This window comes from Proteus sp. G2609, from assembly GCF_963896135.1.
Lineage (GTDB): Bacteria > Pseudomonadota > Gammaproteobacteria > Enterobacterales > Enterobacteriaceae > Proteus > Proteus mirabilis.
Window position 1 is genome coordinate 20,594 of sequence record NZ_CAWQNB010000008.1, and the last position, 21,408, is coordinate 42,001.

The following is a 21,408-nucleotide window of genomic DNA, read 5'->3' on the forward strand; positions in this document are numbered from 1 at the left end:
CAAAATGAGAGATATTAAGAATAGGCTTAAAATAACTTACAGATCCTAAGCCTATTAAATCTAACGGATCAGACGGGTAGTTAGCGTTTTTTGTTGATCCAGTAATTATGCTTATCGCGTAATTCTTCTTCTGTATATTTTATCGCTTCACTATCAGAAATTTTACGATGTGCATTATATGATTGATAAATTTTTGCTTCCCAAGTCAGTATTTTTGGTAAACATTGTTCAAATACAGCATCTGAATTGTAAGTACATTTATGGGTTATTTTTGACGCGAGATCTTTGTCTGCCGAGGTAAATTGGCTATATGCTTTATTTTCATTCATAAAGCTAACCTCTTCTTTGGTAAATTCGCTTCTTCTTTGATTATCACCAAGTTGTACAATATAAGCACCAATTAGACCAATAACACTACTCAATAACCATTGTTTCCATATTTTTCTTAAAGTAAAAGGCGTTTGAGTCCTAACGCATTTAATAAGATATAGTATTAAATAAATAGCAAAATACAGTGTTGCTAAAGCGATGATTGAACTACCGATAATAATTTTTGTATTTAAATATTCCATTGGTCCTCTATTTGTACAGGTGTTTTATAAAAATATGTTTATAATGGAGGGGAGTATAAATGAAAAACAATAGGTCACCAATAGAATAAATAATTAATATTATTTAACATTATTCCATTAATAAATAAAGGGTTTTATAAGAGCGATAAATCAAATGAGAATTGAATGTTATAGTTGGTCAGATGTTAGTGAACAAATTCTGCAGCAAGCAATAGCCTTACAGAATTCAGCTTTTGAGGATATGAAGGGTAATTTTTATCAGGTTGATATACCTTACAAGTTGGTACTGGCAATTGATGATAATCAGGTTATCGGACATGTAGCTGTTTATTTACGAGATGTTTACCTAGATTCATTTCCTGAAACCATTGGTATATTGAGTTGTGTAGTGGTGGCTCACAAATACCGAGGAAAGGGCGTTGCTGCATCATTAATAAAAAGGGCTCATGCTATACTGAAAGAATATTTTGTTAATTTTTCTATTTTATTTGCTGTTTCTCATGCTTATTATCTCTCCTCTGGATATATTCCGATGAAAAATCTCACCCGTTTTATTGAGAATAATGAGAAGAAAGAATTTATATATGACGGTGGTATGGTGTGTGAATTAGGTAGTCAAAATTGGAATGTAAATATATTAGAATTAAATGGGGAAGTTGTATAATTTACAAGTGGTGTAACAAATGGTGTAAATAGTATAAATAGGTGTAAAATTACTATTTATACCTTTAGATAAATATTAATAAAAAACTTAGTTAATATTGGTTTTAATATCTGATTTCTGCTCAATCAGAATAATTACTCAACGATAAATGAAACATCGACAGCTCCTGAATATTTATCTGCTATAACTTTGCCATTAGCACATAGACCAAATAGAAAAGTTTGATTAAAGGATTTTATATTATCCATATTGGGTATATAGTGACCATCAAAGAATCTAATGGCACTTGTATCATTCGCTTGACATGTTTGATTTGTTAAATTTTTTAATGATGCAACAACATAAACTTCTGATTGATTGTTTGATTTTGTTCCATTTAAAAGCATTCCAGACATATTTCCACTAACAAGACTATTATAAGCTTTTATTGTAATTTTTATGCCGTTAGGCATGGAAGCCAACACGCGATAGTTTCAGGGATAACCGTTTGTTGATTTGGCGATAAAACGGGGGGACTTATCGAGAAGCAAGAAACTGCGCTTACGCCTCCTATCAAGCCTTCTTTTAACTAAGTGAACAGCAATTTAATAGCTTAATGGTCGTAGACAAAATATACTCACAACCTCTAAGGATTACATAATGATTGGGAGTTAATAATGGTTCAACGGGATAGCCATGTAAAAACAGTAAATGCTAAAGATTATAATAAGTTATTTGATGTTCATAATAGAGATTCAAAAACTCTCGAAGCAGCATTTAAACAAGCATCTGATATAAGAAAATTTGAAATAGAACTTTATTGGAAAAGGGCTACGTATTTTTGGGCATTAATTGTAGTTGCTTTTGCAGGCTATTTTTCTGTTTTATCCATAGACATGGATAAGTTAAATGATAAGTATTTGGTTTCTTTAGTTATATCATGTACTGGTTTTGTTTTTACTTTTGCGTGGTTTTTATCTGGCAAAGGAAGTAAATATTGGCAAGAAAATTGGGAAAATCACCTAGATCTACTTGAGAATAAAATAACTGGGCCATTATATAAAACAAAAATTGGTCGCAAAAATGAAACTAGGTTTATAGAAAAATATATTACAGGACCATCAGAAGTTTCAGTATCAAAAATAAATCAATGGGTAGCTCTTTATGTAGGCATTATATGGCTCTTTCTTTGTATTTATTCAGGCTGTAAGTTGATAGAACAAGATGTTGCTGTTTTAAATGCTATATTTTTGATTTTATTGCCGTTAGTATCTGTTTTAACTTGTTTTTTTATGCTTAAAAAAGGGAGAACTCATATAGATTCCCATAATTTAAAAGTAGTATTACGAGAAGTGAATGTTACATCAGAATCAACTTTAGATAGTAACGATAACCAGCATGATTAACCAGCCAGAACACTGGATTTCCTCATTTCACTCCTAGGTTCGCATAAGGTATAACGTTATGTTGCAAAAGGGTTCTTGAGCGTTTCGGCAAAATAAAGAACGCCGAAAGGCTCAAAGTTCGTCTTTAACATAGCGTATCTTGTGCGAGCCATTTTGAATATTAAAGCTTCAGGAAATAAAACTGAACGAAGGAGTTTGTTGGTAAAAAACCGTAAGATTTGAAGCCCATCTGCATTTACCTACCATGGTTCGCATAATGTATATTATGTTAAATAGCATGTAATAACCAATAACTTCATTCCTAGCTCTAATCTGTTATTGTTATATTAAAATATTGGGCAAAAGCTTTATTGCCCTTTTCATTAATCGTCACTTCTCTATATCCTTGGTGGCGTTTTATCCAACCTTGTGTCTGTGCATGATTAAGTAATGCACTGCCAATTTGTCCACCTAGATGAAAACGCCTTTCACTCCAATCTAAACAAGGACAACAAATATTGCGCGAATGTTTTGCTTGGAAATTAAGTCCCATCAATTTAAAACGTTTATCTCCGAATTCAGTTATTTCTGTTCCATCTTTTGTTATCCATTCTTCTTGGCAAAGTACCTGATAAATTTTAACGGCAATTTCACCGGCTAAATGGTTATAGCATGTACGTGCTTTTCTTAAATGTTCTGGGGTGGTAATTTTTGCTTGTGATACATGAACTGTTGAGAAGCTCATCAAATTTTCAATAACTTTTGCTATATCATCACTAGCTAATCGAAAATAGCGATATTTACCACGAGAGATCACAGAAATAAGGCCGCTACTGAGTAATTTTGATAAATGGCTGCTTGTGGTAGATGCGGAGATATCCGCAACAATGCTCAACTCGGTGGCTGTCCACGCCCTTCCATCCATCAAAGCACAGAGTATTTTTACTCTGGAAATATCCGCAATAGCGGCTCCAACCGCGGCTATTGCTGACTCCAAAGTATGCTCATATTCCGTTTTTGTTTTGTAATTATTCATCTTATAACGGCTCTATTGTCCAGTACGGTGCAATTACGTGTGAGTACTTGTAAACTCATAACAACGTTCTAGTTTAACTATACTTATTTTATAAAAATCAAAAATGCTCTTTTTACCTTCCTGCTGTGCTTTGCTGTGCAAAATATTATTTTTCCATTGCAGTATAGCATCTTCATTTTTCCACCAAGAAAGCGATAATAGCTTTCCTTCCGTCGCTAGGCTTTGAAAGCGCTCAATAGATATAAATCCATCAATGTTGTTTAGTAATGGTCTTAGTTGCGATGCTAAAGATAAATATTGCCCCTGCTTACTTGTGGCTATTTGAACTTCGAAAATAACAGCGATCATTTTATTCTCCTTGTTAAGAATAAGCAGGATAACAAGGAAAATAATAAACGTTTCGATACCTATTGAAATGTTACTCCGTACTGAATGTAGAGTAGAAATGATGTTAGTATCTTTATTAAGCAATGATATCTTTAAAAGCACTTGTTACTTGTTATATTTATAACAAAAAATGTAGTATTATCAGGTTTTTATGTACAAAAACATAACGTAAGAGAAAAATAATGAAAGTTCATTATGCTGTAGGTAAATATATAATTGCTATATTTATTCTATTACTGCTTGTTATCACCACCCTATTATTTTTTACAAGCCATATTCAAGACTTTGACTATGAAAACAAAGATCAAGAAGAATTAAGTTTTGTATCTCAAGGAAACCGGCTATCAGGAACTCTTCTTACTCCTCAACATAAGACTCCGTCAGCGGTTATCGTTGTTATTCATGGTGATGGGCCTCAAGATCGTTATTCAAATGGTGGCTACAACCCTCTGTTCAATACATTTTTGGATGCAAATATCGCGATATTCTCGTGGGATAAAGCAGGCATTGGTGATAGTCAAGGAAACTGGCTACATCAATCAATGGAAGCTCGAGCTGAAGAAGCGGTAGCAGCATTAAAATTAATGCAACTTCGTTATCCCGAAGTTCAAGTCGGTTTTTTAGGGTTTTCTCAAGCAGGATGGGTTATTCCTATCGCCGCTAGTCAATCACAACCAGCTTTTTCTGTGATTATTGGTGGTGCTGTCAATTGGCGAGAACAAGGACAATATTATCAAAAATTGCGTTATGAACAGCAAGGAAAAACACCGGATGAAATTATACAATTGCTGGCAAAAGAACAAAAAGAAAATGATGATATTTTTGGACTACATGGTACAAAAGATCGCTCTCGTCGCAATGATATGAGTGAAGATCGATTTAATTTTGTTGTTAAAAATTACTTAAGTGATTCATCAAGTTATTTAAGAAAAATGAATGGTCATATATTAGCGGTATGGGGAAATAATGACTTAAACGTTAATGCTCAGCTTAATGCTTGTCGCTATCGTGCAATATTAAATACTCATCATCAAGCTGATATTGTTGTTTTCCCTCATGCTAGTCATGGATTACTCCGTGTGCCAGAATTTAATTACCAATTAGAAAGTGATTGGCCAATATACCGCTGTGGGCTGGCCGTAAAGCTTACACTGAAGGTTCGTTACCACTTATTATCGATTGGATAAAAAATAAAAATCCGGATTTCTCTCCCTATAATATGGATTGTAATTTATGATTTTTAACCATAATAACAATATAGATGGCTTTATACTTTGGTTGTCTCTTGTGTTACTTTCTTGTACTCTGCTACGCTTTATTATCAACCTATTTGAGTAAACCATGACAGAAGCTCGTTCTAAAGATCCACTACACGGTATCACGCTTGAAATGCAAGTTAATGCGTTAGTGGCTAAATATGGTTGGGTTAAATTAAGCCAACTAATCAAAATTAACTGTTTTAGAAACGAGCCAAGTGTAAAGTCGAGTTTGAAATTTTTGCGCAGAACTCCTTGGGCGCGCTCTGAGGTAGAAGCACTATATCTAAATCTTGTTGAAGAAAACCTTGATGATACAATCAATTATTCTGAAAGTGATCCTTGGGCAAATAGTCGCTACAAAAAATAATTGTTATTTTTATCAATTCTCATCTCTAAAATCCTTTGGTGTCATGCCAAACTCTTTTTTAAAAATAGAGTAAAAATATTGTAACGACGGATAGCCACACATCAAAGAAATCTCTTGTATTGATAATGTTGTTGTGGCTAATAAGTTTTTCGCCTTTTTCAGCTTCTCTTCATAAATCACAGCATGGATAGTCTTCCCTACTTCTTTCTTAAAACGCTGTTCTAAATTAGAACGCGACATATTTACAGCGTCTAACACTTGCTCAGTTTTTATTCCTTTACAAGCATTGTAATAAATATAGTGCATTGCTTGTACAACGGTAGGATCACTAAATGAATGAAAGTCTGTTGAGCGACGTTCAATGATTTTTACTGGAGGAACTAATATTCTTGGTAGTTGTTCGGTTGGATGCCCTTCTAATATTTGATGCAGAAGCTTCGCGGCTAAATATCCCATTTGTCGTGAACCTTGTACTACAGAAGATAACGCTATACGTGATAAATAACGTGTCATATCTTCATCATCAATGCCTATAATACTGATTTCTTCAGGCACATTAATATTTAAGTTATCACAGACTTGCAGTAAATGACGCGCTCTGGCATCGGTGACGGCAATAATGCCAGTTTGTGGTGGCAACGTTTGTATCCAGTCAGATAAACGATTCTGTGCATGTTGCCAATTCTCTTGTGTGATATCCATACCGTTATAAATGATGCCAGGGTATTTTTCGCGAGTAACTAATTGCCGGAATGCATATTCTCTCTCATTAGACCAATGCGGGTAGTTTTTTGCCGGTAATCCATAAAAAGCAAAATGTTTAAGCCCTTTTTGCTTTAAATGTAAAAAAGCTTGATGAATCAATTGGTAATTATCAGTAGCAATATACGGCACAGAAGGATAATCTTTTGCTTGATGATAAGAGCCACCGACACCAATAACAGATAAGGGTGATTGGCTTAAATGTTGAGTAATAATGGGATCGTCAAAGTCTGCAATAATGCCGTCACAAACCCAATGATTAATATTATCAAGACGGGTGCGGAAATCTTCTTCAATAAATACATCCCAATGGCACTGTGACGCCTGCAAGTATTCACCTACCCCTTCAACAACTTGTCGGTCATAGACTTTATTAGCGTTGAATAACAGCACGATACGAAAGTATTTATCTTTTTTCATATTAGATCACCCACTCTTCCATGTTGGCCATTAAACCACAGCTTTGTATTTGCCAGCATTCTCCTTCGTGGCTATGTGATTACTATCACACAAGTCAGATTTCGTAATAGCAAAGTAAAAAATAGGAATAACCAAGAGTAAGTACAACGAGTATTTTGTTGTTAAACCACATTGCCGAGGGGATTTTCATGAATCAGAATAACTTTAATAAATTAATTTCTAGGCAAAATACCTACAGTGCTAAATGGTGCAACAGTAACGCCAATATTATTCCATTATCGGTTGCCGATATGGATATTTCTGCACCAGATTTTATTATTAACAAACTCAGTCAGTTTAATTTAACCGGTATTTATGGCTATACCGATCTTAGTTCTGATTGGAATAATGTTGCGGTAAATTGGTTTAAATCTCAATATGCTTGGCATGTTACACCTGAATCTGTGGTGTTTTGCCCTCGCATTATCCAAGCCGTCTCTCTCTATATTCAAAATTTTACTCAAATTGGCGATAAAGTGACAACCTTGTCACCTGCTTATCATCCTATTAGCAATACAGTTTGTGTAAATCATCGCCAGCTACTAGAAAGTCCATTAATTTATCATAATGGGTGCTATGAAATAGATTTTGACGATTTAGAAGATAAATTTAAACAATCTGTCTGTTTTATATTGCTCTCTCCCCATAATCCAACCGGAACAGTATGGCAACAAGCTGATTTATTAAAAATTGCTAAACTTGCTGAAAAATATAAAGTTTTTATTATTTCTGATGATGTTCATGCTGATTTTGTTTTTGATAATGCCATTTATCGACCTATATCAACTTTAAGTAGCTATGTAGAACAACACTCTTTTATTTGCACATCACCGGCTAAAACCTTCAATTTAGCGGGGCTTGAAATAGCCAATATTGTGATTGCTAATCCAGAATATCGTGAGAAATTTAAACAATGCTTAATTGCCGCTGGTATTCATAATCCTGGTTACTTCTCTGTCCCTGCTTTCTTACAAGCTTATACCTTACAAGGTCAACAATGGATCAAGGAGCTTAAACATTACCTTGCTGAAAACAGGCAGTGGGTAAAAGAGCAATGTGCACGTTATTTTCCTGATTGGGTTATCACTCAAAGCCATGGCACCTACATGCTATGGATCAATTATCAAAAAATGCAGTTAACCGAACAACAATTAAAGCATTGGTTTGTTTCATTAGCCGAAGTAGAAATGAGTTGGGGAAGCGGTTTTGGTGCGGTTGGGGATGGTTTTTTCCGCATTAATATTGCTACACCTCGTTCAATATTAGAAACCGTTTTTACTCGGCTTATTCGTACCTCACCTCACGCCAGTTTGGAATAAATTACAATGAAAACGCAAACGATAAATAATCCGAGAACCCCTACACTTCTCGAGTCACTGTTTCCTATATTTACAATGGTGGTGCTATTAGGCGGAGGTTACGCCGCTTTTGACTTACCTCCTGAACCACTAATGGTGTTATCAACCGTCGTCGCGGCATTATTAGTTAAACGATTAGGCTATCGTTACGACGAAATCTTAACGGCTATCTCACAAAAAATCGCCAAAACGATGCCGGCTTTGCTGATCTTAATTAGCGTTGGTTTATTAATTGGGACATGGATGGTGGGAGGAACCATTCCACTGATGATCTACTATGGATTAAAGATGATCAGTCCTGAAATGCTATATGTTACGGCACTGCTAGTGACATCATTAGTATCAGTTTGTACAGGTACTTCATGGGGCTCGGCGGGCACTATTGGCGTCGCTTTTATGGGCGTTGCTGTCGGTATGGAGGCTAATCTGGCAGCAACTGCGGGTGCCGTTGTTGCTGGTGCTTACTTTGGTGACAAACTCTCACCGCTATCAGGGGATACTAACCTCGCTGCAATGGCGGCCAGAATAGATCTTTATCAACATATCTGTCACCTGCTTTATACCACATTACCTTCCTTGATCCTCACAGCGATTATCATGACTGTTTATGGTATGAATGGCGATTTAGCAGGACAAGGAGTGCCTGAAAAAGTCACCTTAATTACCAATGGGTTGGAGAATATTTATCACTTCAACTTGATCCTGCTTATTCCTGTATTAGTCATTTTATATGGTTCGGTCACGAAAAAACCGACTATTCCAGTTATGCTGGCCTCTGCCGCTATTGCGATGTTGAGTGCTTATCTTATTCAAGGATTTGGCTTACATGATATCGTAAAAAGTGCCGTTGATGGCTTTAATGTCTCCATGATCCAAGGTAAAGAAGTACCTGAATTATTAGGTAATTTATTAAATCGTGGTGGTATGAACTCCATGATGAGCACCCTACTTATCTGTTTCTGCGCACTCTCCTTTGCGGGGACTCTATCTTTAAGCGGTGCATTAGAAGTGATAGTTCATGCACTGCTAAAAATGGTGCATTCAACGGGATCGATGATCTTAGCGACCATTGCCTGTGGACTGACCATGATTGGTGTTACTTGCAATGGACAAATCTCTATTCTTATTCCTATCGAAATGTTACGTGGTGCGTATATTGAACGCGGTTTACACCCTAAAAACCTTGCTCGTACTGTTGAAGATTCCGCCACTATTTTTGAGCCTATCTTACCTTGGACTGCTGCCGGCGCTTATATGGCGGGCACATTAGGTGTTGCAACCCTAAGTTATTTACCTTGGGCTGTATTGTGCTGGAGTGGCATCTTCTTTGCCATGTTATGGGGTTTCACCGGTTTTGGCATTGCTAAATTAACACCAGAAGAGCAGGAAGAAATGACTGCTGAGCTTGGATCACATTCAGAATTACAACTTGATACTAAATAAGGACGGTTCCATGTCTTACTTTGATAAAATTGAACAAATTCAATATGAAGGTACCACCAGCGATAACCCTCTCGCTTTTCGCTACTATAATCCAGATGAAATTATTTTAGGGAAAAGAATGGAAGATCATCTGCGATTTGCTGCCTGCTATTGGCATAACTTCTGCTGGAATGGTTCGGATATGTTTGGTATTGGTACGTTTGATAGACCTTGGCAGACACCGGGAGAAGCACTAGAACAAGCAAAGCGTAAAGCGGATGTTGCTTTTGAATTTTTCCATAAACTCAATGTACCTTTTTACTGTTTTCATGATGTTGATGTTATCTCTGAAGGAAATAATATTAATGAATATATCACCAATATGGCAGCAATAACTGAGGTATTAGCGCAAAAACAGCAAGAAACGGGCGTTAAATTATTATGGGGAACTGCAAATTGTTTTACTCATCCTCGTTACGGAGCTGGTGCTGCAACAAATCCTGATCCAGAAGTATTTGCTTGGGCGGCAACTCAAGTTTGTGAAGCGATGAAAGCAACAAAAACGCTGGGAGGCGAAAACTATGTGTTATGGGGAGGCCGCGAAGGTTACGAAACATTATTAAATACAGATTTACGCCAAGAGCGGGAACAAATTGGTCGTTTTATGCAGATGGTTGTTGAGCATAAACATAAAATTGGATTCCAAGGTACACTGCTCATCGAGCCGAAGCCACAAGAGCCAACTAAGCATCAATATGATTATGATACTGCGACAGTTTATGGTTTCTTAAAACAATTTGGTTTAGAAAAAGAAGTTAAAGTGAACATAGAAGCTAACCATGCAACTTTAGCGGGTCATAGTTTCCATCATGAAATCGCCACAGCTATTGCATTAGGTATTTTAGGCTCAGTCGATGCTAACCGAGGTGATCCACAATTAGGTTGGGACACAGACCAATTCCCCAATAGTGTAGAAGAAAATGCATTAGTTATGTATGAAATTCTCAAATCCGGTGGTTTTACGACTGGTGGATTAAACTTTGATGCCAAAGTACGTCGTCAAAGTAATGATAAATACGATCTTTTCTATGGGCATATATCCGGAATGGACACCATGGCAATGGCATTACGTATTGCAGCAAGAATGATCCAAGACGGTGGACTTGATAAATTTATTGCTCAACGTTATGCGGGATGGAGTGCTGAACTTGGCCAAAATATCCTACAAGGCAAATTAAGTCTTGAAGAAGTGGCAAAATATGCACAAAGCAATACCTTAGCGCCCCGCTTACAAAGCGGGCGTCAAGAGATGCTAGAGAGTTTAGTGAATCGTTATATTTTTGGTTAAGGGTATAAAAAGATAAACACAGCAGAGTAGCGCTGTGTTTATTGATTTAATTAACATAAGATCATGGGGTAAAACGTCATGTATTTAGGGCTAGACTTAGGCACATCAAGTGTTAAAGCGATCATCATGAATGAGCAAGGTGATGTCGTTGCCAGTCATTCTATACCTTTAACCCTCTCACGCCCTCATCCTCAATGGTCAGAGCAAGATCCACAAGCATGGTGGCAGGCAACTGATGAAGCGATAAAACAACTGAGTCGTACTCAACCTATGGAACAGATCCAAGCCATTGGTCTCAGTGGTCAAATGCATGGCGCGGTATTACTTGATGCGCAGCAAAATATATTACGCCCTGCTATTTTATGGAACGACGGCCGCAGTGTGAAACAGTGTTTACGACTGGCAAAGCAATACCCTCAATTTAAAGAAATCACGGGCAATTTAGTTATGCCTGGGTTTACAGCGCCTAAATTGCAATGGGTCGCAGAAAACGAAGCGGAGATCTTTTGTCAGATTGCTCATGTGCTATTACCAAAAGATTTTCTACGTTGGAAAATGAGTGGTAATTTTGCCAGTGATATGTCGGATGCGGCGGGTACACTGTGGTTGGATATGCAAAAACGCGATTGGAGTGATGAATTATTAGCGGCAACGGGGCTTTCTCGATGTCAAATGCCGACCTTATTTGAAGGTAACCAGATAACGGGTTACTTACTGCCAGAAATTGCTAAAAAATGGCAAATGAAACAAGTGCCGATTATAGCGGGTGGTGGTGATAATGCAGCGGGTGCAATTGGTGTAGGAGTATATCAACCGGGTCAAGGAATGCTTTCTTTGGGCACATCCGGTGTCTATTTTGTTGTCAGTGAAAAGTTTCTCCAAAACAGTGATAATGCGGTACATAGTTTTTGCCATGCATTGCCACAAACTTGGCACTTAATGTCGGTAATATTAAGTGCGGCTTCTTGTCTAGATTGGGTATGCCAATTAACGGGGATCAGTGATGTTGGTGCAATGCTTAAAGAAATAGAACAGCATGCACATTCTGATAGTTCCCTACTCTTTTTGCCTTATCTTTCTGGTGAACGGACACCTTATAATAATGCGGATGCCAAAGGTGTATTTTGGGGGTTAACTCACCAACATCAGCGTGCGGATTTATGTCGAGCGGTGTTAGAAGGTGTCAGTTTTGCGTTGAGGCAAGGAATTGAAGTGGCGGATAAGGCTGGACAACACGCAGACAATATAACGTTAATTGGTGGAGGGGCAAGAAGTGAATATTGGCGACAATTACTAGCTGATATTACAGGAAAAACCTTGGATTATCGTCAAGGTGGTGATGTTGGTCCTGCGCTGGGAGCTGCTAGACTGGCGCAATTAGCGATAAATCCGGCTCATTTATCACAAATTATTCTTTCTCAGCCAAAACTTGAAACACGTCATGTTCCCAACTTAGAAAAACATAAGGCATATCAAGATAAATATAATGCCTTTAAAAAGCTCTACACACTTATTGAAACAATGAAAATATAAAACAATATTGCGTTAACATCAGGATTATACAAAGGGCGAGATGATACTTGCCCTTTTCTATTTATTGGAATAATACAGAAATAGCACTTAATGCTAATAAACCACCCATAATAAAATTAAATAGTTTTAATATGTTGGGATTTTTTAATCGCTCTCGTAAGCTATGACCAAAAGTGGCCCATATAGCAACACAAGGAAAATTAATTAATGTGAAAATAATAGCAACTAACAACATTGAAATATAAGGATATTGTGGTGAGGTATATAATGTTATCCCTGAAATCGCCATCATCCATGATTTAGGATTAATCCATTGAAATAATGCAGCCTCTAACAAGGTTAACGGTGAGCCTTGTCTATTACTATTTTGCTCAACAGAATGACTAATTGCCGTTTTCCAAGCTAACCACAATAAATACAGTGCTCCGAGATATTTTAATATATTGTAAATAATGGGCGATGATTTAATAAGTGTTCCTATGCCTATCCCCACAGCCAATAACATCACAAAAAAACCGAGAGACACACCGATAGCATGAGGCATTGTACGCTTTAAGCCAAAGTTAATACCTGATGCTAGAAGCATAATATTATTCGGGCCTGGTGTAATTGAAGTAACAAATGAAAATATGGCTAATGATAAAAAAATGTCGAAAGTCATATATAAAATTCTAATCAATAAATAATGAATAAGGAGATATTAAATTGCCTTTTCTTTTTTTATTTACCAACTAGTGCTTAATTTTATAGGAATGGTAATACTTAGCGCTAGAGAAATTCATTATTTTAGGAATTTGTCTATCTATATGGATAAGTTTCAGTTTTTATTCTATTATATGGAATTTTCTACGGTATGATAAGTTAAAATAACGATATTATATAATAAGGTAATTGAAGGTGACTTATTACTAGAAGATATAACCTGCCCTACAAATATATTATTCTGATACCTTTCAAGAAAATATAACTATTAGCCCTAATAAATATATTGATATATTAGGGCTAATATAATAGCTATTGCTAACGATACCCGCGACGATGGTTTTGGGCAGACCAGCTATAGGTTTCATCACTAGAGACTAATTTCTGTTTTTTCTTCTGGGAAAGGGCTTTTTTGCTGGCTTTTTCTACTTCGAGAGAGATTTCGGTAATAATAGCATCTTTCACTTTATTCATTTCGGCGTTAGTTAATTCACGCCCCAATTTCTTTCTCTCTTGACCGATTCTGGTTCTAACGCGCATCTGTTGGGCATCTGTCATCTCTTGAAGAGTCAGCTTTTTCATACAATCACACCCTGTATTGAGAAAGGAGTCTTTAATATAACATCATTTCAACGACTCACAATCAATCAATTGCCTTTTTTGATAGTAAAACGCGATCGAGATAGATATTACGCGCTTATTACACGCGTAATATCATAAAGTGAGTGAAGGATTAAACTAACAGATAGACCGATTAAATAAGTTTAAGAAATTTAACTTTAAAATCATCAATATCTTGTTGTGTTGTTGCCCAAGAAGTACAAAGGCGCAAACAGCTTAGCTGTGGATCGTCAAGTAATATGCGATGAAAAACAAACTGCTGCGTTAGCTTTTCTGCAATATCATTAGGTAAAATGACAAACACTTGGTTAGATTCTGGTGGTGCTAAAAAATCAAAACCATGCTCAGTAAAGAATGCAGCTAATTGTGAGGCCATCTCATTGAGATGTTTACCTAATTTAAAGTAGAGATCGTCGCTAAATAATGCCGCGAATTGTGCCCCTAATAACCAACCTTTTGCCTGTAATCCGCCCTTTTGTTTTAAGCTAAAGCGAAAATCAGAATTTAATGCAGGATGACAAATCACTAATGCTTCTGCTGACATAGCACCAATTTTCGTGCCGCCAATATAGAAAGCATCAGTTAAGTGTGCGATATCTTCAATCGTTAGATCGCTGTTATCAGACATCAACCCTGTCGCTAAACGTGCACCATCAAGATATAACCATAAATTATGTGCATCACAAAATTCGCGTAACGCTTGTAATTCGGCTTTACGATATACCGTGCCAATTTCAGTGGCATTGGTTATATAAACAAGTTTAGGTTGCACCCAATGTTCATCGTTATGTTCAGCGAGGATCGGCCTCAATAAATCTGGGGTCAATTTACCATCAGCAGAAAAAGTGGTGATCACTTTATGGCCTGTTGCCTCAATCGCTCCCGTCTCATGAGTCGCAATATGCCCGGTGCTGACAGAAATTACTGCTTGATGTGGGCGTAAAAAGTGAGAAATAGCGGTTAAATTAGTGATGGTGCCACCATTAAAAAAATGGATCTGCGCTTCGGGTTGTTTAATTCGCTGTTTGATTAATTCTTTAGCTTGATGACAAAGGGTATCCATACCATAACCATCATAACGTTGACCTACTGTATCTGTAATTGCCTTCATGACCGCAGGATGTGCAATTTCATTATAATCATTTTGGAAGCGGTACACGTGTACTCCTATTTATGTTGTGTTTGGTCTGTCTATTATAGATAAAAGAAAAGCATATGGCCTTTAATTGACAAATTATCAAATAAACACCACATGCTGAGTCTAATATATTTAAAAATAGAGCGATTTAAAACCGCCTATTTAAAACAAACTTCACCCCAACGGGCTAACCCTGCGGTTACTGAGCCGAAATCATTACCTTTTACAATAGGCACATTAGGTAACTGTTGCTCGATAGCTTGACATAAAATCGGTGAACGCGCAGAGCCTCCTGTCATAAACACCACATCAGGTACTACGCCCCCTTGTTGTACGGCATCATTGACCAAATCAATCATCTTATCTTTAGGGGATCCAATGGCTTCAACCATTTGCTGGCGAGTGATATTGGTTTCTAATGTTTCACTTAATAACGCGATGCTGGCTAAATAGGTATGGCAATCTGATAATGCCATTTTCGCCTCTTCCGCTTTGCGGACAATGCCATATCCTAGTGTTTCATTATAGACTTCAATTAAGCGTTTTATCTTTTCTGGCTCTTGGGCATCACGACGTAGTTGATTTAATGCCGCTAAGTTTTGTTGAGAATAAAAATCTTTTTGTGCTTCAACATTATTGATGGCAATAGGATCCCAAAATTGTTTTAACGGTAATTTTATGCCCGATGAAGTTAGCCCTGTCATGCCAAATAAAGGCATTAGCTGTTTAAAAGCTAGGTAGATATCAAGATCATTACCACCCACACGTTGTCCACTATGCGCTAATAGTGTACTGGCACGATCGGTTTTACCCCGATAGCTAGGGCCCATTTGAATCAATGAGCAGTCCGTTGTACCGCCACCAATATCAACTACCAAGACTGTTTGGTCTTTGGTTAATGTGGATTCATATTCTAAACCTGCGGCTACCGGTTCAAATTCAAATAAAACCTGTTTAAAGCCGGCTCGTTTAGCTGCATTAATTAAAATATGCTCGGCTTGCTTATTGGCAGCCTCTCCCCCTAACCCATTAAAGTTAATAGGTTTACCAATCATGGCATCAGTAATGGTTGCTTGGGTGCTTTTTTCCGCTTGTTGTTTTATATTGGCCATCATGGCGCACACTAAATCTTCAAAAAAGCTGATTTGTATCTCATGTAAGCCTGAGGCACCAAGAAAAGATTTAGGCGATTTGACGTAATAAACATCACGGGGATCTTTTAGATACAAACTTAATGCCGCCTGACCGAAAACAATATCCTCAGGCACTAATTCAATATCTTCATCACGATTAAACGCGATTGATTTTCTTAATAGTTGTTCGCCAATAGAGTTGGTAGGTTTAATATTTAAGTGGCGAAATAAATGTTCGGAAACAGATTCACGGGTTGGCGCACAAAGAGTAGATGGAATATAAACATTCTCACCTTCTAAAGGTAATAGCGTTGGTTTCCCCTCTTTCATCATTGCCACAGAACAATTTGATGTTCCATAGTCAAAGCCAATAAACATATCGCCTCCCAGCTAGACTTCGTTAAAAAAAAGACTGAGCACTCTACAACAAGCTTATTGTAATTACTACCAGATTGTGGTGTTTTGTCTTTTAATATTCGAATGGCGTTTCTGGCGAATAAAGTTTATTACAGCTTATTGTTATAGCCATATCAGGTTTTAAACCACCTAAATAACAATCAACAGAATCGGTTAATAGATGAAATAAGCACCCAACGGCAATGGCTTTCCATTTCCAAGAAGGAATAAACCATAAAACGATATAGACAATGGCAGCCCATAGAGTATGCAATGGATGAAAACCAACACTGCAACGATTGGGATCAAAGATTGGCGTTGCAAACAAATGGTCAATGTCTATTGCCATCGTACTCATCATAAGAAGCGCAGCAAGCCGCCAGTTTTTACCCCAAAATAGATAAGCGAGAGCTATTGGCGCTAAAAAATGTAAACCATAATGTATTATTGTTCTGGCGATTTCAAAGATCACAAACGTCTCTATTACTTTATTATTTGATAGGCAGCCCTTTTTATAAGGTGATTATCTCTATTTATCAAGGTGTATATTAGGTAAGCCCTGATCAATATCCCCTAAAGCAAAGGCTAAATCTACTGCGGCAATTAATGAACCTGTATAAGCATCTATATGTGAGAGTTGCGCATTTAATAGTGCAATTTCTGCGGTATTAATCTCCGTTACTGTACCTAGTCCATTGTTAAAAAAATCGACACTGGCGGTATAACTTAATTGTGCGGTATCAACGAGATTTTTAGCCGCTTTGTTTGCTTCAAGGGCCGATCTTAACGCATTCTCACTGAGAGAGATCTCTTTGATTGCCGTATCTTGGCTTTTGCGCAGATTTTCTTGTGCTAATTGGATATCTGATTGAGCATTGCTCATTCGCGACTGACGCATGCCCCCTTCATATAAGGGAATACTCACGCCAATTAAAATATTCGACGATGAAGTTCGTTGGCTAATTTCAGGTAACCCCTGAACATCAAAATGCCCCGAACCACCAGCAAGAGCACCGGCGAGATACACTTTAGGAAAATAGTCAGATTCAACAGAGCGTGCCGTTTTTAATGCCGCTTGCTCTAATTCATAGTGAGCTAAAATATCAGGGCGTTGTGATAACGCTTTTTTTATCACATCGTGAGTCAATGGGGAAATATCATCAGGTAAGCGCGCGTCATTATCATAATTCACTTTTATCTTTTCAAAGGGAGAGACACCTATTGCAGACAGTAATAACTGATATTGATCTTTTTCATGACCTTTAGCTAACACATGTTGTAATTCTACTTGGGCAACTTGTTGTTTGGCTAAAGCAACATCTAATACGGTTGCTAATCCCCGCGCACGTTTTTGCTCTATGGCATATAAAATATCGTTGCTTCTTTGCAGTGCCTCTTGGGTAAGAGTGACTTTTTTAAGGGCCGCACCATAACTAAAATAGGCAACAGAAACATCATGAATTATTTTTTGATGCATCAGATTAAAATTAAGGTTTGTTGCCAAAGAAGCATGTTTAGCGGCATCGGCTAAAGCTCCTCGTTTACCGAAGTCAAAAATAAGCCATCTAAAGGTTAACGCTGGAATAAAAGCACTGTTTGATGTTTTAATATCATCAACAATTGGATTGGCGGGTAAATCTACTTTTCCTCTTTGATAGCCTGCCAATGCTGTTGCGGTAATAATCGGCAAATAAGTACTTTCTACCATACCAATATCGGTGGCTGATTTTTTCGCTAATAACCAAGCAATCCGTGTTTCAGGATTATTTTGCTGACCAAGATCGATAAGTTCGGCCAATCCATAGCTCGTTTTAGTGGTTTGCTCTTGCTGAGGTGTGGCGAGGTATTGCTCAGAGGCTGCCATATAGTTTGTATTATTATAAGGCATCGGTTGTTGTGCTGAGTATTTCCCATAATCGCTAGTATCAATACATCCAACAAGTAATAAACTTAACCACGATGATAGAATATATTTTTTATGATTAATGGCCGATTTTATCATCATTTATTTTCTCTTATTAACTGTTTAAATACTTGTTCTCTTTCATTGATGGGCAACATCTTTATTTCTTCAGTTAAGACATTTTTCTTAAAATCATCTGGAGATAAAGGCAGTGTATCGGAATACTCACCATTATCATCAAAAATAAACCTATCAGCATAACTATGGCGACTGATGTAAGAAATCTTGCTTAATGACTGTTTAAAAAACAAGGTGAATACTTTGTTTCTTTCTTTATCTTTTCTCTCAAACAGCAGTAAATCAATATTATCTTTAGATTGTGCAATAGTCTCATTAATAGAGGCGACTAAATCTAAACACTCACTTTTATTGGCAGAGCATCTTAACTTTGTATAGTCATCTAAAATCGTGGCGAGCTGTTTGTATATTGTATTGACGATACTCGCGGGCCAGACTCGAGTAAAAATGACATACATAACAATATTGCCTAATAAAATACCCAAAATACGGTCGGAAACCACATCCATATCAAAACTCGGTTTAAAGCCATGTAGTGTCGTTAGCAAAAAGGCTAACCCTACTTGTACGCCAGCATAAGAGATACGTTCATTACCGGCGGCAACCCAGGCTGCAGGTAAAAGACAGAAGAAGATCAATACCATCAACTGAAAAATATCAGAAATATTAGGAATAATATAAAGCAGTGAGATCATGCCAATTAATGCGCCAATCAGACACCCTATTATTCTTAGTGTAAGTTTATGAACCGTTTCGCCCACTGAAGTAAGTGCAACCACATAGCAAGTGATCATCGCTGTATGGATACCTTGCCATTTAAAATAATCATAAAACAAATAACATAAAATAGCGGCAAGAGTTGTTTTAATAGCGAAGTATTTATGATTAGGATTACTAAATGCATCGCTTACAAAAAAGGGTGTGGCTTTTTTAATGGGTTTAGTGGTTCGTTTTGTTAGCAAAATAGTATTAAATTTAGCCAATAAAGCGATTCTCTTTATTGGCTGAAGACGTTGCACACTATCTTTAATGTTATCTAACGAGTGATTGGCAAAACAGTCCGCAATATATTTACATCTTTTCGCTAACATAAAACGTAACGATGTTGAGGTATTGTCATCCATTGTTATTGACATAACTAATATTGCATAGGAGTTATCAACCATGTTTTCTAACCATTGGATATCTTCTTTACCTAATAGATAAAGGATTTTCATAACCATCAAATAACGTTGGCATTCTGCTTGTGTTCCTAGTATTTCACTCAGCGTTATCTGATTAGTTTTTTTCCCTAAGAAAAAATCATGGGCTGCCATAAAGCGCGTTGAAATTTTATTAAGCAGTAATTTCCGTGGGCTAATACCAAAAAAATAATTGAATACAATCACCAATAGCATCGGCGAAACGGCCATTAATAACGCATAAAGCAATCCTCTGGTTGCAGCATCACCAAATGGGATATCTTCAATTAGCGTCATTAAAAAGGCGATCACCAAAGCAACTAAATTGCCTATATCACCAAGACTACTTGCTGAAGCTAAATACATAAAAATGGCTGAGAAAAAAGCCATAAAAAAGAAGCGTAAAATAATATTTTGAATAGTGAGATTAAACAGTACTAACGCCACACCAACCACAATGGAGCATAAAATAATGACCCCAAGGGAGAGTAATATATTTTGTACTGCATCCGCTTTAATTAAATAGATAATTAAATAACAGCTGATTGCTGATTCAGGGATTTCATAAACCATAGCGATCACGGCCATTAAGGCACACAGTAACGCTATGCGCCACGTAGTGGCGAATCGATAGTCAAAAGGTAATAAATCTTGTTTGACTTGTTTTGCTATCAGCGAAGATTTAACAGTCATCATCGTTAGGTACAATATTTACAGTAGCAGTGGCACCGATGCGCATGAGTGCTTCTGGTGGTTCAGTAATAATGACTTTGACAGGAAAACGCTGCTCAACCCGAACCCAATTTAATGATTTAGGTACATAAGGTAAGTCTCTTGGAATATTAATCAGATCGGTCGACATGACTCCCCGACTAATTCCTTCAACTTTACCTTTAATGGGGTGTTGATTATCAATCATGGAGTAAATCACCACACAGCTACCAATTTTTATATTATTTAAATCTGTCTCTTTAAAATAGGCCGAAGCAAACCAAGTATCAGAGTCAATTAAGGTAAAAACAGATTGCCCTGACAAAATAAATTCACCGGGAGATAAAACGACCCCTGCGATATATCCATTACTTGGCGCCCTTACCTCAGTATTACTTAACTCCCACTCTGCCATGGCAAGCGATGTTTTTAATGACTTGACTAATGCTTCTTCTGAATCGGTATTATTAATAAGTGCTTCAGATGCCACATTCTGTTTCTGTGCTTGTTTTAATGTCACTTCAGCATCATGTTTTAACGTCCGAGCATCATCGACTTGTTGTGCTGTGACAAAGCCTTTTGCTAATAAAGGTTCTAATCGATTTAATGATTGTGTGGCTAATGATAAATTGACCTGCGCACGTTTTATTTGCTCTTGTGCCACTTCTGAATTGGATGTTTCCGCAATAATAATACGTTGCTTATTGCTTAATGTCGCTTGTGCAATCTGTAGTTGCTCTTTTGCTTGCTCTACCCTGAGTGCGTACATTGTGGGATCAAGTGTAAACAGTAAATCGCCTTTTTTGACTTTACTATTTTCTTTGACATAAACAGCAGCAATGCGTCCAGGCACCGAGGCTGAGATATTAATTTTATTTGCATCAATGATGGCATCTTCACTAAGAGGATTTAATGCCGATATATGAATACTTTGCCATAATAAAATGAGCGTTATCAAAAAAACAATAATGGTGATCACGCGTGCTAGGCTTTTTTTAATTTTTTTATCCATAG

At 37.0% G+C, this 21,408-nt stretch carries 21 protein-coding genes; 8 read left to right on the plus strand and 13 right to left on the minus strand.

All coding sequences use genetic code 11. The features are described 5' to 3' along the window. Positions 1–80: 80 nt before the first annotated feature. Complete coding sequence (locus AACV01_RS02530) at positions 81–572, minus strand: hypothetical protein (RefSeq protein WP_004242988.1); 492 nt, start codon at positions 570–572, stop codon at positions 81–83. Between the two features lie 154 nt (positions 573–726). Between AACV01_RS02530 and AACV01_RS02535 the strand changes: the two genes are divergently transcribed. Then, positions 727–1,236 carry a GNAT family N-acetyltransferase gene (locus AACV01_RS02535; RefSeq protein ID WP_161682360.1) on the plus strand — a complete coding sequence of 170 codons (510 nt, stop codon included), beginning with the start codon at positions 727–729 and terminating at the stop codon, positions 1,234–1,236. A gap of 134 nt (positions 1,237–1,370) precedes the next feature. Here the strand turns inward: AACV01_RS02535 and AACV01_RS02540 are convergent, their stop codons facing one another. Then, on the minus strand, positions 1,371–1,688 hold the full coding sequence (locus AACV01_RS02540; RefSeq protein ID WP_237584983.1) for a hypothetical protein: 318 nt from the start codon (positions 1,686–1,688) through the stop codon (positions 1,371–1,373). A gap of 204 nt (positions 1,689–1,892) precedes the next feature. Between AACV01_RS02540 and AACV01_RS02545 the strand changes: the two genes are divergently transcribed. Continuing rightward, positions 1,893–2,621: a RipA family octameric membrane protein gene (locus tag AACV01_RS02545; protein WP_202611848.1), complete on the plus strand. Its 729-nt coding sequence runs from the start codon at positions 1,893–1,895 to the stop codon at positions 2,619–2,621. Between the two features lie 307 nt (positions 2,622–2,928). Here AACV01_RS02545 and AACV01_RS02550 read toward each other — a convergent pair whose 3' ends face one another. Next, positions 2,929–3,636: an ArsR family transcriptional regulator gene (locus AACV01_RS02550; protein WP_060554669.1), complete on the minus strand. Its 708-nt coding sequence runs from the start codon at positions 3,634–3,636 to the stop codon at positions 2,929–2,931. A gap of 33 nt (positions 3,637–3,669) precedes the next feature. After that, positions 3,670–3,984, minus strand: coding sequence for an antibiotic biosynthesis monooxygenase family protein (locus tag AACV01_RS02555; RefSeq protein WP_004248086.1), 315 nt, complete (start codon positions 3,982–3,984; stop codon positions 3,670–3,672). Positions 3,985–4,205: 221 nt separating this feature from the next. On the opposite strand from AACV01_RS02555, the gene AACV01_RS02560 reads away from it, so the two are divergent. After that, positions 4,206–5,210, plus strand: coding sequence for an alpha/beta hydrolase family protein (locus AACV01_RS02560; protein WP_237584984.1), 1,005 nt, complete (start codon positions 4,206–4,208; stop codon positions 5,208–5,210). A gap of 154 nt (positions 5,211–5,364) precedes the next feature. Beyond that, a complete protein-coding gene (locus tag AACV01_RS02565; protein WP_004242975.1) occupies positions 5,365–5,649 on the plus strand; it encodes a VF530 family protein in 285 nt (94 codons plus the stop codon). Positions 5,650–5,661: 12 nt separating this feature from the next. Here AACV01_RS02565 and AACV01_RS02570 read toward each other — a convergent pair whose 3' ends face one another. Continuing rightward, the gene (locus AACV01_RS02570; RefSeq protein ID WP_161682362.1) at positions 5,662–6,831 is read right to left on the minus strand and encodes a XylR family transcriptional regulator; all 1,170 of its coding nucleotides are present in this window, start codon (positions 6,829–6,831) and stop codon (positions 5,662–5,664) included. Positions 6,832–7,019: 188 nt separating this feature from the next. Here AACV01_RS02570 and AACV01_RS02575 point away from each other — a divergent pair, with 188 nt between their 5' ends. From AACV01_RS02575 to xylB, 4 genes are all read left to right on the plus strand, one after another. Beyond that, positions 7,020–8,189 carry a MalY/PatB family protein gene (locus tag AACV01_RS02575; RefSeq protein WP_063108665.1) on the plus strand — a complete coding sequence of 390 codons (1,170 nt, stop codon included), beginning with the start codon at positions 7,020–7,022 and terminating at the stop codon, positions 8,187–8,189. 6 nt (positions 8,190–8,195) lie between these two features. Then, the gene (gene nhaC / locus AACV01_RS02580; RefSeq protein ID WP_161682364.1) at positions 8,196–9,671 is read left to right on the plus strand and encodes a Na+/H+ antiporter NhaC; all 1,476 of its coding nucleotides are present in this window, start codon (positions 8,196–8,198) and stop codon (positions 9,669–9,671) included. A 10-nt stretch (positions 9,672–9,681) separates the two neighbouring features. Next, positions 9,682–10,998 (plus strand): xylose isomerase, encoded by a 1,317-nt coding sequence (gene xylA / locus AACV01_RS02585; RefSeq protein ID WP_049210333.1) that lies wholly within the window; start codon positions 9,682–9,684, stop codon positions 10,996–10,998. A 78-nt stretch (positions 10,999–11,076) separates the two neighbouring features. Continuing rightward, on the plus strand, positions 11,077–12,531 hold the full coding sequence (xylB, locus tag AACV01_RS02590; RefSeq protein WP_046334349.1) for a xylulokinase: 1,455 nt from the start codon (positions 11,077–11,079) through the stop codon (positions 12,529–12,531). Positions 12,532–12,592: 61 nt separating this feature from the next. Here the strand turns inward: xylB and AACV01_RS02595 are convergent, their stop codons facing one another. The 8 genes from AACV01_RS02595 to mdtN all read right to left on the minus strand — a co-directional run bounded on the left by AACV01_RS02595 (position 12,593) and on the right by mdtN (position 21,406). After that, positions 12,593–13,192 (minus strand): LysE family translocator, encoded by a 600-nt coding sequence (locus tag AACV01_RS02595; protein ID WP_161682366.1) that lies wholly within the window; start codon positions 13,190–13,192, stop codon positions 12,593–12,595. A 359-nt stretch (positions 13,193–13,551) separates the two neighbouring features. After that, positions 13,552–13,815, minus strand: a complete 264-nt coding sequence (locus tag AACV01_RS02600; protein ID WP_004242966.1) for a DUF3811 domain-containing protein — start codon at positions 13,813–13,815, stop codon at positions 13,552–13,554. Between the two features lie 172 nt (positions 13,816–13,987). Then, on the minus strand, positions 13,988–15,013 hold the full coding sequence (locus AACV01_RS02605; RefSeq protein WP_020945661.1) for a threonine aldolase family protein: 1,026 nt from the start codon (positions 15,011–15,013) through the stop codon (positions 13,988–13,990). A 137-nt stretch (positions 15,014–15,150) separates the two neighbouring features. Beyond that, entirely contained in the window at positions 15,151–16,503 is a 1,353-nt protein-coding gene (yegD, locus tag AACV01_RS02610) for a molecular chaperone (RefSeq protein WP_036918329.1), read from the minus strand. A gap of 91 nt (positions 16,504–16,594) precedes the next feature. Then, on the minus strand, positions 16,595–16,993 hold the full coding sequence (locus AACV01_RS02615) for a DUF6122 family protein (protein ID WP_004242961.1): 399 nt from the start codon (positions 16,991–16,993) through the stop codon (positions 16,595–16,597). Positions 16,994–17,050: 57 nt separating this feature from the next. After that, positions 17,051–18,526: a TolC family protein gene (locus AACV01_RS02620; RefSeq protein WP_036918325.1), complete on the minus strand. Its 1,476-nt coding sequence runs from the start codon at positions 18,524–18,526 to the stop codon at positions 17,051–17,053. Further along, a complete protein-coding gene (locus tag AACV01_RS02625) occupies positions 18,523–20,379 on the minus strand; it encodes an FUSC family protein (RefSeq protein ID WP_161682368.1) in 1,857 nt (618 codons plus the stop codon). Before AACV01_RS02625 ends, AACV01_RS02620 begins: the two co-directional genes overlap by 4 nt. Then, positions 20,366–21,406 carry a multidrug transporter subunit MdtN gene (mdtN, locus tag AACV01_RS02630; RefSeq protein WP_004242957.1) on the minus strand — a complete coding sequence of 347 codons (1,041 nt, stop codon included), beginning with the start codon at positions 21,404–21,406 and terminating at the stop codon, positions 20,366–20,368. Before mdtN ends, AACV01_RS02625 begins: the two co-directional genes overlap by 14 nt. Between the last annotated feature and the right edge of the window lie 2 nt (positions 21,407–21,408).